At 60.9% G+C, this 15,703-nt stretch carries 15 protein-coding genes and 1 tRNA gene; 10 read left to right on the forward strand and 6 right to left on the reverse strand.

Annotated elements, in window-relative coordinates; all coding sequences use genetic code 11:
* Together QZ638_RS16515 and QZ638_RS16520 are read left to right on the forward strand one after the other, a co-directional pair.
* Window positions 1-650, forward strand: a 650-nt coding sequence (locus QZ638_RS16515; RefSeq protein ID WP_295812756.1) for an MFS transporter, incomplete at its 5' end; no start/stop codon positions are given.
* 163 nt (window positions 651-813) lie between these two features.
* The gene (locus tag QZ638_RS16520) at window positions 814-2,949 is read left to right on the forward strand and encodes a sodium-translocating pyrophosphatase (RefSeq protein WP_295812758.1); all 2,136 of its coding nucleotides are present in this window, start codon (window positions 814-816) and stop codon (window positions 2,947-2,949) included.
* 123 nt (window positions 2,950-3,072) lie between these two features.
* Here the strand turns inward: QZ638_RS16520 and QZ638_RS16525 are convergent, their stop codons facing one another.
* Window positions 3,073-3,591 carry an outer membrane protein assembly factor BamE gene (locus QZ638_RS16525; RefSeq protein ID WP_295812786.1) on the reverse strand — a complete coding sequence of 173 codons (519 nt, stop codon included), beginning with the start codon at window positions 3,589-3,591 and terminating at the stop codon, window positions 3,073-3,075.
* Between the two features lie 131 nt (window positions 3,592-3,722).
* Between QZ638_RS16525 and QZ638_RS16530 the strand changes: the two genes are divergently transcribed.
* From QZ638_RS16530 to QZ638_RS16560, 7 genes are all read left to right on the forward strand, one after another.
* Window positions 3,723-4,271, forward strand: coding sequence for a ubiquinol-cytochrome C chaperone family protein (locus tag QZ638_RS16530; RefSeq protein WP_295812760.1), 549 nt, complete (start codon window positions 3,723-3,725; stop codon window positions 4,269-4,271).
* Between the two features lie 3 nt (window positions 4,272-4,274).
* Window positions 4,275-4,826: a YceD family protein gene (locus QZ638_RS16535; RefSeq protein WP_295812763.1), complete on the forward strand. Its 552-nt coding sequence runs from the start codon at window positions 4,275-4,277 to the stop codon at window positions 4,824-4,826.
* Window positions 4,827-4,936: 110 nt separating this feature from the next.
* The gene (gene plsX / locus QZ638_RS16540; RefSeq protein ID WP_295812766.1) at window positions 4,937-5,992 is read left to right on the forward strand and encodes a phosphate acyltransferase PlsX; all 1,056 of its coding nucleotides are present in this window, start codon (window positions 4,937-4,939) and stop codon (window positions 5,990-5,992) included.
* Window positions 5,993-6,001: 9 nt separating this feature from the next.
* Window positions 6,002-6,973 carry a beta-ketoacyl-ACP synthase III gene (locus QZ638_RS16545; RefSeq protein WP_295812768.1) on the forward strand — a complete coding sequence of 324 codons (972 nt, stop codon included), beginning with the start codon at window positions 6,002-6,004 and terminating at the stop codon, window positions 6,971-6,973.
* A 108-nt stretch (window positions 6,974-7,081) separates the two neighbouring features.
* Window positions 7,082-7,405, forward strand: coding sequence for an integration host factor subunit alpha (locus tag QZ638_RS16550; protein WP_295812771.1), 324 nt, complete (start codon window positions 7,082-7,084; stop codon window positions 7,403-7,405).
* Window positions 7,406-7,586: 181 nt separating this feature from the next.
* Window positions 7,587-8,108, forward strand: coding sequence for a MerR family transcriptional regulator (locus QZ638_RS16555; RefSeq protein ID WP_295812774.1), 522 nt, complete (start codon window positions 7,587-7,589; stop codon window positions 8,106-8,108).
* Between the two features lie 121 nt (window positions 8,109-8,229).
* Window positions 8,230-8,306 (forward strand) — tRNA-Pro (locus QZ638_RS16560).
* Window positions 8,307-8,325: 19 nt separating this feature from the next.
* Here the strand turns inward: QZ638_RS16560 and QZ638_RS16565 are convergent.
* From QZ638_RS16565 to QZ638_RS16580, 4 genes are all read right to left on the reverse strand, one after another.
* Complete coding sequence (locus QZ638_RS16565; RefSeq protein ID WP_295812777.1) at window positions 8,326-9,579, reverse strand: O-antigen ligase family protein; 1,254 nt, start codon at window positions 9,577-9,579, stop codon at window positions 8,326-8,328.
* The gene (locus tag QZ638_RS16570) at window positions 9,576-11,054 is read right to left on the reverse strand and encodes an undecaprenyl-phosphate glucose phosphotransferase (protein WP_295812788.1); all 1,479 of its coding nucleotides are present in this window, start codon (window positions 11,052-11,054) and stop codon (window positions 9,576-9,578) included. The genes QZ638_RS16565 and QZ638_RS16570 overlap by 4 nt, the downstream gene beginning before the upstream one ends.
* A gap of 156 nt (window positions 11,055-11,210) precedes the next feature.
* A complete protein-coding gene (locus tag QZ638_RS16575; RefSeq protein WP_295812790.1) occupies window positions 11,211-12,335 on the reverse strand; it encodes a glycosyltransferase family 4 protein in 1,125 nt (374 codons plus the stop codon).
* Window positions 12,336-12,381: 46 nt separating this feature from the next.
* On the reverse strand, window positions 12,382-12,945 hold the full coding sequence (locus QZ638_RS16580; protein ID WP_295812779.1) for a polysaccharide biosynthesis/export family protein: 564 nt from the start codon (window positions 12,943-12,945) through the stop codon (window positions 12,382-12,384).
* Between the two features lie 209 nt (window positions 12,946-13,154).
* Here QZ638_RS16580 and QZ638_RS16585 point away from each other — a divergent pair, with 209 nt between their 5' ends.
* Window positions 13,155-15,323 carry a Wzz/FepE/Etk N-terminal domain-containing protein gene (locus QZ638_RS16585; RefSeq protein WP_295812781.1) on the forward strand — a complete coding sequence of 723 codons (2,169 nt, stop codon included), beginning with the start codon at window positions 13,155-13,157 and terminating at the stop codon, window positions 15,321-15,323.
* 7 nt (window positions 15,324-15,330) lie between these two features.
* Here QZ638_RS16585 and QZ638_RS16590 read toward each other — a convergent pair.
* On the reverse strand, window positions 15,331-15,703 hold a 373-nt coding region (locus QZ638_RS16590), incomplete at its 5' end, for a GNAT family N-acetyltransferase (RefSeq protein ID WP_295812784.1).

A 15,703-nucleotide genomic window follows, 5' to 3' on the forward strand; every position in this document is an offset into this window, starting at 1 on the left:
TGGGTTTCCTCACCCTGGTGCTGATCCAGTTCGCGGCGCTGCCGCCGCCGCTGTCGATGAAGGATCGCGGCAAGGGCCGCCCTCTGGCCGAAGTCCTGCGTCAGCCGGCGCTGATCGTCGCGGTGCTCTGCGCCATGGTGGCCTACGGCGCCATGAACCTGGTGATGGTCTCGACGCCCCTGGCCATGGTGGCCTGCGCCCATCCGTTCGAGACCGCGGCCTTCGTCATCCAGTGGCACGTGGTCGGCATGTTCGCGCCGTCCTTCGTGACCGGGCACATCATTCACCGGGTGGGGGCGGAGCGGGTCATCGCCGTCGGCGGCCTGTTGATTCTGGGCTGCGCCCTGATCAACCTGACCGGGGTCGAGGTGCTGCAGTTCTGGGCCGCCCTGGTCCTGCTGGGCGTCGGCTGGAACTTCATGTTCGTCGGCGGCACCTCACTGCTGACCGAGCCCTACCGGGTCGAGGAGCAGGCTCGGGTTCAGGCCTTCAACGAGTTCATGGTCTTCGGCACCACCGCGGTCACCGCGCTGGCCTCCGGCGTGATCTTCAGCACCATCGGCTGGCAGGCGGTCAACATCGGCATCATCTTCCCCGTCGTCATCGCCACCGGCGCGGTGTTGTGGCTGGATCGCCGGCGTCGCGCCTAATCAGATCGGCAGGGTGTGGCGGGCCATCGGCGCGCAAACGGTTGCTATCGTAGACCGGTTCTGGCATTTTCCGCGCGATTCTGGGGCGCTGCGAGCGGGCAGCGAATCTAGCGCCCGGCCTGCGTAAAGCGGGTTGGACCAATCTATCTCGAGGGAACTCCATATGGATATCGTGTTGTACTTGGTGCTCGGCTGCGGGGTGCTGGCACTGGTTTACGGTGCCTGGGCATCGCAGTCGGTGCTCTCGGCGCCGGCCGGGAACGAGCGGATGCAGCAGATCGCCGGTGCGGTGCAGGAGGGCGCGAAAGCCTACCTGAACCGCCAGTATCGGACGATCGGCATGGTCGGCATCGTCATCTTCGTCCTGCTCGCCGTGTTTCTCGGCGTCAAGGACGGTGTCGGCTTCCTGATCGGCGCGGTGCTCTCCGGCGCGGCCGGTTACATCGGCATGCACGTTTCCGTACGTGCCAATGTGCGCACGGCGCAGGCCGCTTCCAACAGCCTGGCGGCGGGGCTCGACATCGCCTTCAAGTCGGGCGCAATCACGGGCCTTCTGGTCGCCGGCCTCGCACTGCTGGGCGTGTCAGTCTATTTCTGGGTTCTTACTGATCTGCTCGGCCATGCGCCGACCGACCGTATCGTCATCGACGCACTGGTGGCGCTCGGGTTCGGTGCGTCGCTGATCTCCATTTTTGCACGTCTCGGCGGCGGTATCTTTACCAAGGGTGCCGATGTCGGTGGCGATCTGGTCGGCAAGGTGGAAGCGGGTATTCCCGAGGACGACCCGCGCAACCCGGCCACCATCGCCGACAATGTGGGTGACAATGTCGGCGACTGTGCTGGCATGGCGGCCGATCTGTTCGAAACCTATGTGGTGACGGTGGTCGCCACCATGGTGCTCGCGTCGATTTTCTTCACGGGCGAAACGGCGGTGACGCTTATGCTCTTCCCGCTGGTGATCGGCGCGGCCTGCGTCGTGACCTCGATCATCGGCACATTCTTCGTCAAGCTCGGATCCAACAATTCGATCATGGGCGCGCTCTACAAGGGCTTCTGGGCGACTGCGGCGCTGTCGGTCGTCGCCCTGGCCGGCATCGTCTGGGGCTGGCTCGGTGGTTCGGCAGCGTTCTCGGCCAGCAACGGTTCGGCCTTCACCGGCACATCGCTTTTCTGGTGCGGTGTGGTCGGGCTCGGCGTCACCGGGCTCATCATCTGGATCACCGAGTACTATACGGGCGTCGGTTACCGACCGGTGCGCTCCATTAGCCAGGCCTCGGTGACCGGGCATGGCACCAATGTCATCCAGGGTCTTGCCGTATCGCTCGAGGCGACGGCGCTGCCGGCTATCGTCATCATTGCCGGCATCATCCTGTCGTTCAATCTGGCAGGCCTGTTCGGCATCGCCATCGCGGTGACGACGATGCTGGCGCTTGCAGGCATGGTGGTCGCGCTCGACGCGTTCGGTCCCGTCACGGACAATGCCGGCGGTATCGCCGAAATGTCCGATCTGCCGAGCGAGGTGCGTCAGACAACCGATGCGCTCGACGCGGTGGGCAACACCACCAAGGCTGTCACCAAAGGCTATGCCATCGGTTCCGCGGGCCTCGGCGCGCTTGTGCTGTTCGCAGCCTATACGGAGGATCTGAAATACTTTGCCGCCAATGCGGAGCCCGGCACCTTCTTTGAAGGCGTGAGCGTAGATTTCTCGCTCTCCAATCCTTACGTCGTGGTCGGTCTTCTGTTCGGCGGCCTGTTGCCGTTCCTGTTCGGCGGTCTTTCCATGACGGCGGTCGGCCGCGCCGGCGGTGCCATCGTGCAGGAGGTGCGCAGGCAGTTCCGCGAAAAGCCCGGCATCATGGAGGGCAAGGAAAAGCCCGACTACGGCACGGCGGTGGATCTTCTCACCAAGGCTGCGATCAAGGAGATGATTGTGCCTTCGCTTCTGCCGGTGCTTTCGCCGCTGGTGGCGTTTGCGGTGGTTTATGCGATTGCCGGCAAGAGCGAAGCTTTCTCGGCGCTTGGCGCGATGCTTCTGGGCGTCATTGTCACAGGTCTTTTCGTGGCGATCTCCATGACCGCTGGCGGTGGCGCCTGGGACAATGCCAAGAAATCGTTTGAGGACGGCTTTGTGGATGCCGATGGCACCAAGCACGAAAAAGGCTCCGAGGCACACAAGGCCTCCGTCACCGGCGATACGGTCGGCGATCCCTACAAGGATACGGCCGGCCCCGCAGTGAACCCGATGATCAAGATCACCAACATCATCGCGCTTTTGTTGCTGGCCGTTCTGGCACACTGACAGGCCACCGCCTCGCCGTTTCGCAAAAGGAGAAGCGGTGAGGCGGGTCTTTCGCGCCATGGGAAAGAAAAAGCCCGCGAGCGATGCTCGCGGGCTTTGGTGTTGCCTGAGATTGCTGTTCGATCAGCCACCGCCGCCGCCGAAGAGGCCCGAAGGCGGACCGCCTTTCGACGCACCGGCGAGAATCTGACCGATGAAGGTCTGTTCCTTGCCTCCTGTCGGCGTGGTGCGCGAAATGAAATCGAACACCTTGCCGTCTTCCAACCCGTAATTGGCGATTTTCGAGACGCGCTCGTCGTCGCCGAAATACACGGCCAGAACCTTTTGCTCGACCAGACGCGGGCGCATGAAGGCTGCACCGCGCACACGCTTCTGGGAGATGTAATAGAAAGCTTCGTTGTCAAAGGTCGCCGTCGTCGATGGCGAGCCCAGCGCCAACAGCACCTGCTCGCGGCTAGAGCCGACAGGCACCAGTTCCAGCGCCTGCTCGTCGATGACGTAACCCTGGGTGAGGGTTTCGCGCGCATCCAGCGTGTTGGCGACATTGCAGCCGGACAATGCAGCCGCCGTTCCGGCGATTGCGACGGCCAAAACTGTGCGTCCGACAGGATTGCTGTTGATTTTCTTCACCTGCAACGACATCTCCATAGCGTCCCCGGCGCGAGAGCTTTCGAGTGAAAGCCCTTGTCCCCGCCGGCAAAACGGGTAAACCAGCTTAAGCGCCGATGCAACCTGATCCTGTCCCAAACCAGCCCCGAGGGAGGGCATTTCTCATGTTCCAGAAGCTGTTTGGCTTTGGGCAGCGTTCGCGCCGTGCGATTATCGACGGCTTGTATGAACGAATCGTGGCGTCCTCACGGCAGCCGGTCTTTTATTCGCGCTGGAACGTGCCCGACACGCCGCTTGGCCGGTTTGAAATGATTGCCCTGCACATGATTCTTTTCTTGCGCCGGGTTCGCGGCGAGGATGGCGCAGCGATTCGCGATATGGCGCAAGAGGTTACGGACGTTTTCTTCCGGGATGTGGAACATGCGATCCGCGAATTGGGGATCGGTGATCTCGGTGTGCCCAAGCGCATCAAGAAGCTGGCCCGGATGTTTTACGGCCGTGCCGCCGCTTATGGCGAAGCGATCGATGCCGGGGACGTGGAGGCGCTCGCCGTGGCTATGCGCCGCAATATTCGTCCCGACGAAGAGGGCTGGCCCGACGCCCAGCCTCTTGCCCGCTACGCGCTCGCCGCAGCGGCAGCGCTGGATGTACAGCCGGTCGAGAATCTTATCGCGGGCGAAATTTCATTCCCTGATGCGGAAAGGGAGAGTTGAGCAATGCCCGACAAGAAGAAAACACCGGTCTCCTGTGAGGTGAATGTCCACCGTCTGTCGCGCAAGGGGATGCCGGTCTCGATTGAAGCCGATGAGAGCGAATGCAAGGCTCTGGCGGCCACCCACGACCTTCTTTCCGTTGAACGCTTTGCGGCGGTGCTGACCGTACGGCCTTGGAAGGCCGATGGCGTGCGCATCACCGGTAAGGTGGAGGCGGATATCACGCAGTCCTGCGTGGTGACCCTGGATCCGGTGACAAGTCATATCGAGGAAGAGGTGTCGGCCACGCTGGTTCCGGAAGGGTCGCGGCTTGCCCGCAACGAGGTGGAAGGCGGCGAGTTCGTGCTGGATGCGGAAGGTCCCGACATGCCGGACACGTTTCTTGGCAGCATTATCGACGCGGGTGCGCTGGCTGAGGAATTTTTCACTCTCGGCATTGACCCCTATCCGCGCAAGCCCGGGGCTGTTATGGAGGCGTCGGAGGTGGAAGAGGACGCTTCGAAAGCAGCCGGGCCCCTCTATGAGGGCCTGCGCAAGCTCGGACAAAAGTCCTGAATTGCGTGACGAAGGCGCGAAACGAGGTTGTGCCACCGGCCAAAAACGCTATTTTCGCCGCACATTTGAGCCGATACCGGCGCCCGATCAACCATTGAGGCACATCACGCGTGGTACGCATTTCGATTGACGCTATGGGCGGGGATCATGGTCCCGAGGTCACGCTGCGTGGCCTGACCAAGGTCATCGAACGGCGTCCCGACGCCCGTTTTCTGATCTACGGCCGCGAGGACACCGTGCTTCCCGTGCTTGACAGTCTGCCCGGTCTCAAGGACGTGAGCGAGTTCACGCATTGCGAGGTTGCGGTGCGCATGGACGACAAGCCCAGCCAGGCGCTCCGGCAGGGGCGCTGGAAATCGTCCATGTGGAAGGCCATCGAGGCGGTGAAGAACGGCGAGGCTGATGGTTGCGTGTCCGCCGGCAACACCGGTGCCCTTATGGCCATGTCGAAATTCTGCTTGCGCACCATGGCCGATATCGAGCGGCCGGCGATCGCAGCGATTTGGCCGACAATCCGCAGCGAAAGCATCGTGCTCGACGTCGGTGCGACCATTGGAGCCGACGCCCAGCAACTCGTCGATTTCGCGATTCTCGGTGCGGCCATGGCCAATGCCCTCTTCGATCTCGACCGTCCCACGGTGGGTCTCCTCAATGTTGGCGTAGAGGAAATCAAGGGGCAGGAAGAGGTCAAGGAAGCCGGACGCATGTTGCGTGAGGCGGCGTTGAACTCCATGCGTTACGAAGGTTTCGTTGAAGGCGACGATATCGGCAAGGGCACTGTCGATGTGGTCGTCACCGAAGGGTTCTCCGGCAACATCGCATTGAAAACCGCCGAAGGCACGGCGCGACAGATTGGCGGCTATCTCCGTGAGGCAATGGGCCGTACGGTGATGGCGCGCATCGGCTATCTGTTCGCGCGTGGCGCTTTCCAGCGTCTGGGCGAAAAGATGGATGTGCGCAAGATCAATGGCGGTGTGTTCCTCGGTCTCAACGGCATCGTCGTCAAAAGTCATGGCGGCGCAGACGCGGAAGGTTTCGCCGCTGCGGTGGAACTTGGATATGAAATGGCGCGCAGCCATCTGCTCGACAAGACGCGCGCTACCCTCGACCTTTATCACGCCCGCAAGCCGCAGTCGGTTGCCGGCGTTGCAGCCGTGAATGAATAGGACGCTGTGATGATTAGATCCGTCGTGCGTGGCATTGGCTCCGCTCTGCCGCGCCGCATTATGAAGAATGCGGAATTCGAGAAGCTTGTCGACACTTCCGATGAGTGGATCGTGCAGCGCACCGGTATCCGTCAGCGCCATATCGCCTCCGAGGACGAGACGACGGCATCGCTTGGAGAGGCGGCCGCCCGTGCCGCGCTGGAAAGCTCCGGGTTGACGGCGAACGATATTGACATGATCATTCTGGCGACGTCGACGCCAAACAACACCTTTCCGGCAACCGCCGTCGAGATACAGGAGCGGCTGGGTGTGCCCGGCGGCTTCGCTTTCGACATGCAGGCCGTGTGCAGCGGCTTCGTCTACGCCGTCACGACGGCGGACCTTTATATTCGCGGCGGTCAGGCAAAGCGCATGCTGGTGATCGGCTCGGAAACCTTCTCGCGCATTCTCGACTGGAACGACCGCACGACCTGCGTTCTCTTCGGCGACGGTGCAGGCGCGGTGGTGCTGGAAGCGCAGGAGGGGGAGAGCTCCCTCGACGACCGGGGCGTTCTCGCTGCGTCGTTACGCTCCGACGGCAGCCAGCGCGACAAGCTTTATGTCGATGGCGGGCCGTCGACAACCTGCACGGTCGGCCATCTGCGCATGCAGGGGCGCGAGGTTTTCAAGCACGCCGTCGGCATGATCACCGATGTGATCGAGGATGTGTTCTCCAAAGCGGGCATCACAGCCGACGATATCGATTGGTTCGTACCGCATCAGGCCAATCGGCGCATCATCGACGCCTCGGCGAAGAAGCTCGGCATTGCCGAGGAAAAGGTTGTTGTAACCGTGGACCTGCACGGCAACACATCGGCGGCTTCAGTACCGTTGGCCCTTTCCGTCGCCGTCGAACGAGGCCAGATCAAGAAGGGCGACCTGGTCCTTCTTGAAGCGATGGGCGGCGGTTTTACCTGGGGTGCGGTGCTCGTGCGCTGGTAGCCGAAGCAAATCACGTGTATCGTCCTTGACCGTTACGAAGCAATTTTTGTAACGTCAGCGCCGCATATTGAAATCATAAGCTTTTTCAAGATTTGGATGGGTAGCCCTATGGGGGGAAAGACACTGACGCGTGCCGAGCTGGCTGAGGCCGTCTATCGCAAAGTCGGATTGTCGCGAACCGAATCCGCTCAGCTTGTCGAAATGGTTCTTCAGGAAGTTTGCGACGCTGTCGTGCGCGGCGAGACGGTAAAGCTCTCGTCCTTCGCCACTTTCCAGGTGCGTGACAAGAACGAGCGTGTCGGGCGCAACCCCAAGACCGGGGAAGAAGTGCCGATCTCACCGCGCCGTGTCATGACCTTCAAAGCGTCCAACGTGCTGAAAGAGCGCATCCTCAAGGCACATCAAACGAGGCGCGTTCGCAAGAGCGCCTGATCCGTTTTGGCCTGGTGGCACGTTGAGCGTCAGCAGCGGTTTTTGCTGAACCGCGAAGTGGTTTAAACTCCCGAATCGACGGAGTATCGGGGGCGACAACGCCCGTCGCCCGCGAAAATCACGATCGTTTTGGGGTTGCGCACGACATCGTGTGGCCCCGATCTGCAGGAGACGCGCAATCATGGACAAAAGCCCCGACGCTTTCCGCACCATCAGCGAAGCCGCCGAAGAGCTGGATCTGCCACAGCATGTGTTGCGTTTCTGGGAGACGCGGTTCGCGCAGATCAAGCCTTTGAAGCGTGGCGGCGGACGTCGCTATTACCGGCCGCAGGACATCGATCTCATCAAGGGCATCCGTCACATGCTCTACGATCAGGGATACACGATCAAAGGCGTGCAAAAACTGTTGCGCGAGAACGGCAACCAGTTCGTGGTCGCCATCGGTCGTGGAGACGTGGCCGCTGTGGAGGCGATCGCCCAAAGCCAGCAGGCAGAGGCAGAAAAGGCGGCTTCGGAAGACGAGCAGTTGGTGGGAACGGCGAAAGCCAAACCGAGCAAGCGGTTTTTCGGTCTTGGCAGGGGCGAGGCCGATGGTCCTGTCTCTGCCGATGCCTCAAGTCTCTCACGCGACAACAGGGCACTGTTGCAGGAAGCGCTGTTCGACCTGCTCGAATGCAAACGTCTGCTCGATCAGGTGCGGTGAGGATCGACCGCATCGAGCGGGCGGGCCGCTGTTGAGAGCCGCAGGCAGTCCGGCTTTTTGCTTATGAATGACTTTTAGGTCTTGCGCGGCCTTTGCTGAGACTATATCCCTTGCGCCGGTTCGGAGCGTAGCGCAGCCCGGTAGCGCACTTGACTGGGGGTCAAGGGGTCGTGGGTTCGAATCCCGCCGCTCCGACCATTTCTTCTTGAATCCCTGCTTATTCCGTGTTGGAAAACTGCGCGGCCATACGTTTCTGTTCGAGCGCGATCATGCCCCACAGCAAGCCGAGAAGCAGATAGAAGTGCCGCCAGTGATCGGTATCGATTACCGTGCCGAGCGCTACGTGACCGACAAAGACGATATAGACGCAGATCAGATAGGGCTGCCACGGTCGACGACGGAAGAGAATGCGGAAACCGGCGGTCAGCGACCACAGAATGAGCGTCAGATAGGCCGCAAACCCCAGCCAGGAATAGTCGAGCAGCGCCTTTAGCCAAATATTGTGCGTGTCCTCGCCGAGAATCTGACCGAATTGCAAGGGACCGATTCCGAGCGGGTGCTCGGTGGCCCAGGCGAAGCCTATGCCGAAACGGGCGAAACGGCCGAGCCGGGCGCTGTCGTAATCCTGCACCAGTTGTGCGCGTTGGCTAAAGAGGTCCGCGACGGCAGGAATCTGGAGCGCGAGAATCAGCGCGAGCGCGACGCCGGCAAGCGCCAGAAAAGCGGTGACGGAAATGCGCAAGCGGGCGGCCGCGGTATTGGCGTTGAGGAACACGGCGAGCACCAGGAGACCCGCGGTCAGAATAAGAAGTCCCCACGCGCCGCGCGAGAAGGAGAAGAAAACGCCGCCGGTGACAATCAGAAACAGCGGTGTCGAAACGAGGGCAGTCCGCGGCTGCGCCGTAAGGATCAGATAGAGAAGGTAGATCGCCGGCAAGGTTAGGAAAGGACCGAACACATTCGGATCTTCGAAGACGCCGGCCGCGCGTTCGAACTTCGTAAACATCTCGGCGCCCGGAAAGGCGTGAAAATAGCCGAGAATCCCGAACGCGGCCGTCATGACGGCGGCGGCGATCCATGCGCGGAAAACGACCCCCAGAAGCTCGGCCTCGGCTTCCACAATCGCGGCAAAGAAAACGGATGTGAGCGCAAGGAACAGCGAGACTGCGACGTAGAGCGGGATGGTGCCCAGATCGGCGAGTTGCGACATTGAGATGAGGCCACCGATATTGAAGGCGATGAGAAGCGCCAGGAGCGGCGCGACGCGCCGCGAAATCTTCAAACCTGCCAAAGCCCAGACGGCAATCAGGCCCACCATATAAAGTTCGTAGGGGGCCGGTTCGCGGATGACGAAGCCGGATAGAAAAACCCCGAGGCCGATCGCCGCCAGTTTCAGGAGGGAAACGAGCTTGGCATCAACCGCGGTGCGGGGCAGGCCCGCTACCGCTCTATCGTAGGTGAGCAGGCTCAATACGCATTTTCCGTGTTCATGAGGCGAACCGGTGTCAGGAACAGGATCTTGAGATCGAGCCAGAGCGACCAGTTTTCGATGTAGTAGAGGTCGTACTCGGTGCGCTTGCGGATTTTTTCGTCCGTATCGATTTCACCGCGCCAGCCATTGATCTGCGCCCAGCCGGTGACGCCGGGTTTCACCTTGTGGCGCGCGAAATAGCCGTCGACCACCTCCTCGTAGAGGCGGTCGCGCGTTTGCGCGGTCACGGCGTGCGGTCGCGGACCGACCAGAGAAAGACTGCCGACAAGGGCGTTGAAGAATTGCGGCAGTTCGTCGATTGAGGTTTTGCGAATGAAGCGGCCGACGCGGGTGACGCGTGGGTCGTTCTTGGTGACAGCCGCCTTCGCCGTCGGGTCGCACTGCTCGAAATACATGGAACGGAACTTCAAAACCTCGATAGCCTCGTTGTTGAAGCCGTGTCGCAACTGCTTGAAAAGAACAGGACCCTTGCTGTCGAGCTTGATGGCGATGGCCGTGGCCAGCATGATCGGTGAGAAAACGACGATGCCGATCAGGCTGAAGAGAATGTCGAAGCCGCGTTTGGCGACCGAGTCCCAGTCGTTGATCGGGCGATCGAAAATGTCGAGCATCGGCACTGTGCCGATATAGGAATAGGCGCGCGGGCGGAAACGCAGATGGTTCGCGTGCGCCGAGAGGCGAATGTCGACCGGGAGTACCCAGAGCTTCGACAGGAGCGAAAGCACGCGCTTTTCCGCAGAAATGGGCATCGCGACAATCAACATGTCGATGCGGGCTATGCGGGTGAACTCGACCAGCTCGGTAACCGTGCCGAGTTTGGGGTAGCCGGCGACCACGGGCGGCGAGCGCAGATCGTCGCGGTCGTCAAACAGACCGCAGATGCGAATATCGTTATAGGGTTGTTGCTCAATGGAGCGAATGAGTTGCTCGGCGTTCGCACCGCCGCCGACGATGACGGCACGGCGTTCGATCGTGCCGTTGCGTGCCCAGCGGCGCAGGAGCTGCGACACGATGATGCGCAATGCCAGAAGCGCGGCAAAACCGCAGACGAACCAGGCGCCGAGCCAGAAACGCGAAAAACTGTCGGATATTTTCAGAAAAAATCCGGTGAGCGCCAAGGCTGCGAACGTCGCCGTCCAGGCGACGAAAACACGTCCCATCGAGCCGGACGGATTGCGCAGCGCCCGCATTTGATAGCATCTGGTAAACTCGCACAGCACGACCATCAGCACCGAACCGCCACCAATAGCGGTCATGTAGTGCCAGAAGAGGACTGGTGAAAGCCCGACATAGAGTGCGTAGAGAACGATGCCGGTAAGAAGCAGTGTCGACAGTTCGACCAGCCGCAAGACACCGAGCACCATGACCGGCGACATGGTTTCGCGTTTGTATTGCTGTGCGACCTGCCAGGCGATGGGATTGAGTTTTCCCTGATCGTCGCCGGTCTTTCGCATGCCCGACTGTCCCGGCGTCTTCGACGCATGGAGCCGTTTCGGGTCGATCTGGTTCATGAACTGGCGATGCCCCTGACTTTCGTGCGCGAAGCATAGATATCAGGGGCTAAGATTCCCTTTCACAAAGGTTTTTGACAAGAGTGCTCGCGGTTTTGCTTAACGATTTATTGAGAGGCTGTCGCGATAGGCGGTTTCGACGGCGGCGGCCATGACATCGGCGCCAAAGCGGGCGCGCAATTCGGGCAGGGCCGGCATCGTCGCGCGGAAGGCCGGTTCGTCGCTCATCGCCAGATGCATTTTTGCTGCGATGGCTTCCGCATCGGGCTGCGTAAGGGCGGGTGATTCCTCACCGAAAACTTCAGGGATGCCGCCCACGGCGCTGGCAATCAAGCTACGTCCGGCAGCGAGTGCTTCAAGCACGATGTAGGGCATCGCCTCGGCGCGCGAAGGCACCACCATGATATGAGCCAGGCCGAATGCAGCCCGTGCCGGCATGGCCGGCAGGAAACGGATCCGATCTTCAAACCCGCATTGGCGCGCTTGTTCCTTGTAACGATCAAGGCTGTCGCCGTCGCCCACCATGACAGCAGTAAGTTTGCGACCGAGCCTACGCTCCGTCAGCGCCAATGCATCTATGAAGAGATCGGGTCCCTTGAGATCGCGCATCATGCCGATATAGAGAAAGTCGGCTGCGTCGTTGCCGGTTTGAACCGGCTCGAATTCTTCGGCGGTGAGCCCATTGTAGACCAGCGTGAACGGCGCACGCGGCAACCCCACCTTTCGTTCGAACGTGCGTCGTTCGTAATCAGAGACGAACAGAATGTGGTCGGTCAGGCGGTCCATCATGCGTTCGATCGAGAAAAAGAAGCGACCGGTGGCGGTTTCGGTGGCGTAGTGCAGGCTGCCTCCATGGGGGGAATAGATGCGTGCGGGTTTCCGACCGGAAACGCGCATTAGCGTGCCGAAGACGCGTGCATACACACCGCCCTTGGCACCGTGACCGTGCAGGACATCCGGTTGCATCCCGCGCACGACGTCATAGGCGCGACGGGCCGCGGTGAGGTCGCCAAGCCCAATGTGGCGCTGCATCGGTGTGCGCCGGATTCCCAGCGAAAGGCGCGGCTCCAACTGGGCGATGAGGCTTGCCTCATAATCGCCGCCAGTGGTGGAATCGCAAATCACGCCAACCTCGTGTCCAGCCGCGCGCTGCGCTTCGCAAAGATCGCGTACATGACGAAAAATGCCCCCGACCGGAGAGCGGAAACAATGGACGATCCGCAGTTTCTTCTCCGCTGGCCGCCCTTGCGTCCTAGCCGGCGGTTGTGCCTTAGAACAGGCGTTCGCGGACATAGACCGTATCACCGGGAAGCAGCGGATCGGAGGTAACCACACGGCCGGTCAGAACCTTGCCGTTGATGTCTCGCGTGATGTCGACATTGTTTTGGTTGGCACGCGGGCTGAAGCCGCCGGCCGCAGCCACGGCTTTTTGAACCGTCATGCCCGGAACATAAGAATATTGACCTGGCGCTCCGACCTCGCCCATGACGAAAACCGGGCGGTAGCGGTCGATCTCCACGGTCACATCAGGATCGCGCAAATAGCCTTGGCGCAGCATACCGGCGATGGATTGCTCCACCTGCTTGGATGTCTGGCCACGTGCTGGAACCGAGCCGATCAGCGGAAACGCGATGTAACCGGCCTGGTCCACACTGTAGGTGTTGGTGAGATTGTCTTGATCGAAGACGGTCACGCGCAGCGTGTCTCCGGCGTCCAGCACATAGGGTTGATAGAGCGCCTCGTGAAAGGCCGGCGGTGCTGGACGATAACCGGAACAGCCTGCAGCAAGAACGAGCGCTGCCAGCGCGGGCAAGAGTTTGGCTGTTTTTATCATGACCGACTGCAAACCTCTGACGTCACTCTATCCTACGAAGCAGGAACCACAGTCGTCTTATCCATCCATTAGGGTTAATGTCGGGTAAAGTCGGGCTTTATGGGCTCATAACGCAAATACATGAAGCGTCCCATCGGGAGGCGCGCGCTTTAACCGGCTGGTTACCATGCGCCTTTACCTTGGCGTCAAGTAGATTGGGAGCCTAGCGGATGAACAGCGATCACATCGCTCATGGTGACGTTGATGTCGACCTCGGCCGGCTTTTCGCCGGCGTGCGGCATAAGTGGCCGCGCATTCTTCTGGCTTCGCTTATCATCACGGGCCTGGTCTTCGTCGTCGTTTATACGATGACACCGCAGTATCGTGCCCAGACACGGCTGCTGATCGAAACCCGGGAATCGATCTACACCCGTCCCCAAGGCGTTGACGATGGTGACCGCCCAATCCTCGACGGCGAGGGAGTGGCGAGCCAGGTCGAACTTATTACCTCGACCGAAATCCTCACCGATGTGGCCGAAGCCTTCAATCTTGCCAATCGGGGAGAGTTTTCCGCTCAAGGCGGCTCGCTCGTGTCGGGCCTACTGGTTATGGCGGGGTTGAAAAATGCGCCTGTGGAAGGAACCACTGAAGAGCGTGTTCTGCGCGCGTTTCGTGAGAGGCTCACCGTTTATCGGGTGGAGAATTCGCGCGTTATCGTGATCGAATTCTCGTCCGAGGATCCGAAGCTCGCGGCTGAGATTCCAAATGCCGTGGCAGACGCTTATGTGGCGATGCAGAGCAATGCCAAGCTCCAGTCCAATACAAGCGCGACACAGTGGCTTGAGCCGGAAATCGAGGATTTGCGAGAACGTGTGAAGAACGCCGAAGCCCGGGTGGCTGAGTATCGGGGAGAATCCGATCTTTTGCTTGGAGAGAACAACACGGTTTTGGCGACACAGCAACTCGCCGAACTGTCGAGCGAGCTTTCCCGCACCCGGGCCAATCGCTCTGCGGCAACGGCGCAGGCCGATTCCGTTCGAAGCGCGCTTGATCGCGGGGCGGCCGTCGAAAGTCTGCCTGAAGTGTTGGCCTCTCCACTCATCCAGAGCCTGCGGGAGCGGCAGGTGGAACTCAACGCGCAGATTGCCGACCTGTCGACGACGCTGTTGGGCAATCATCCGCGTATCCGCGCGTTGCGCTCGCAACTCAGCGACCTCGACGCGCAGATCAGAAGCGAAGCCAACAAGGTGCTTGCCGGGTTCGAAGCCGAGGCGGCGACTGCGCAGAGGCGTGAACAGGAACTGACCGCCGAACTCAACCGTTTGAAGGCCGCATCTGCCCGCGCAGAAGAAGAGCAGGTGGAGCTGCGGGCGCTCGAGCGTGAGGCGACTGCGCAGCGCGAACTTCTGGAATCCTATTTGACGCGCTATCGCGAAGCCGCTTCGCGCAGCGATCGCAATTATCTGCCGGCAGATGTGCGCATCTTCTCGCGCGCCATCACGCCGAGCGAAGCCTACTTCCCCAAAATCGTGCCGATTACGTCAGCGGCGTTCGTTGCTTCGCTTCTCATCATGGCGATCGTCACCTTGCTGCAGGAACTGTTCAGCGGACGGGCGATGCGTCCCACCGCAGGCGTTTCAGCCCCCGTTCCGGCTGCGGTGCGTATGCCGCGCGTCGAACCGTCGCTGGATACGGACCCTGGCGCCTCCGATCCTCAACAGGCTGTTTCCGCTGCCGAGGGGCCTGCGTCCTTCGTTGACGAAAAGAGGGGCACTGAACGGCCAGCGTCTGTCGCCGCTTACGGCGAAATCGACGTCGAACAGGCATCCGAGCGGCTGGTCACGGGGGGCGTGACCCGCGCCCTGTTTCTGTCGCCCGAGGGTGACGAGGCGGCGGCAGCATCGGTGCTGGTGGCAAGAGATGTGGCCGATTCGGGACTGCGCGTCCTGCTTCTGGATTTGACGGCATCGGGTGCGGCTTCGCTTCCCATGCTCGAAAGCGTCGCTTATACGGGCATTACCAATCTTCTTGCCTCCGAGGCGCAGTTCGCCGATGTGATTCACACGGATCTTTTTTCCGAATGCCATATCATTCCGGTAGGCACGGCGGATCCGCAGCGCGCCATGCGGGCGGCGGACAGGTTGCCGATCATTATGGAATCCCTTTCGGCCGCCTACGATGTGGTTATCGTCGAATGCGGTCCAACCGATGCTCATGCCATCGGCCGTCTACTGTCTTCCGATACGGAAGTGCTTGTGAGCATGCTCGATCCGGATGAGGGAGAACTCGCGGTCGAGATGCTGGAAGAACTACGTGAGAGCGGTGTCGATGCGCCGATCCTCGTTTCGCCGGCCGGCCAAAGAATGCCCCCGGCGCCGCCAGGACGCGACGCGGCCTGAAACGCGTTTAGCGGCGCAGGGACGCAAATCTGCGCCGAACAGCCTTCGCGAAAGCCCAGAGTCTGGAATTGTTGTTGACCACACGCTTGGCACGAGCGCTGCCGGCGCTGGCAAGCGCGAGGGCCCGGCCTTTCATCGTCAACGGCACGAATGTGTCGAACTGGGCGGTTTCCAGATCGCACCAAAGTCGCTTGTAGTATTCGTCGCCGACGCTGAAATCGTAGATCGCGAAACCTTTCTCGCAGGCCTCCTCGATGTTTTCGTAGAACAGAAAGCGGCCGGGACTGGCATCGGTTAGTTCGTCGTCGGCGATCGAGCTGAACTCGCAGATCAGGCGTTCGGCGGTGCGGCTCGAACCCGTGACGGCACGTAGCTTTCCG

The organism is uncultured Nitratireductor sp. (assembly GCF_913053745.1).
Taxonomy (GTDB): Bacteria; Pseudomonadota; Alphaproteobacteria; order Rhizobiales; family Rhizobiaceae; genus Nitratireductor.

What these genes read in the sequence shown, in the direction of transcription:
- QZ638_RS16520 (WP_295812758.1), top strand. Translation starts at nt 814, where the DNA reads ATGGATATCGTGTTGTACTTGGTGCTCGGCTGCGGGGTGCTGGCACTG.
- QZ638_RS16585 (WP_295812781.1), top strand. Translation starts at nt 13,155, where the DNA reads ATGAACAGCGATCACATCGCTCATGGTGACGTTGATGTCGACCTCGGC.
- QZ638_RS16530 (WP_295812760.1), top strand. Translation starts at nt 3,723, where the DNA reads ATGTTCCAGAAGCTGTTTGGCTTTGGGCAGCGTTCGCGCCGTGCGATT.
- QZ638_RS16570 (WP_295812788.1), bottom strand. Translation starts at nt 11,054, where the DNA reads ATGCGAAAGACCGGCGACGATCAGGGAAAACTCAATCCCATCGCCTGG.
- QZ638_RS16550 (WP_295812771.1), top strand. Translation starts at nt 7,082, where the DNA reads ATGGGGGGAAAGACACTGACGCGTGCCGAGCTGGCTGAGGCCGTCTAT.
- QZ638_RS16545 (WP_295812768.1), top strand. Translation starts at nt 6,002, where the DNA reads ATGATTAGATCCGTCGTGCGTGGCATTGGCTCCGCTCTGCCGCGCCGC.
- QZ638_RS16580 (WP_295812779.1), bottom strand. Translation starts at nt 12,945, where the DNA reads ATGATAAAAACAGCCAAACTCTTGCCCGCGCTGGCAGCGCTCGTTCTT.
- QZ638_RS16525 (WP_295812786.1), bottom strand. Translation starts at nt 3,591, where the DNA reads ATGTCGTTGCAGGTGAAGAAAATCAACAGCAATCCTGTCGGACGCACA.
- QZ638_RS16535 (WP_295812763.1), top strand. Translation starts at nt 4,275, where the DNA reads ATGCCCGACAAGAAGAAAACACCGGTCTCCTGTGAGGTGAATGTCCAC.
- QZ638_RS16555 (WP_295812774.1), top strand. Translation starts at nt 7,587, where the DNA reads ATGGACAAAAGCCCCGACGCTTTCCGCACCATCAGCGAAGCCGCCGAA.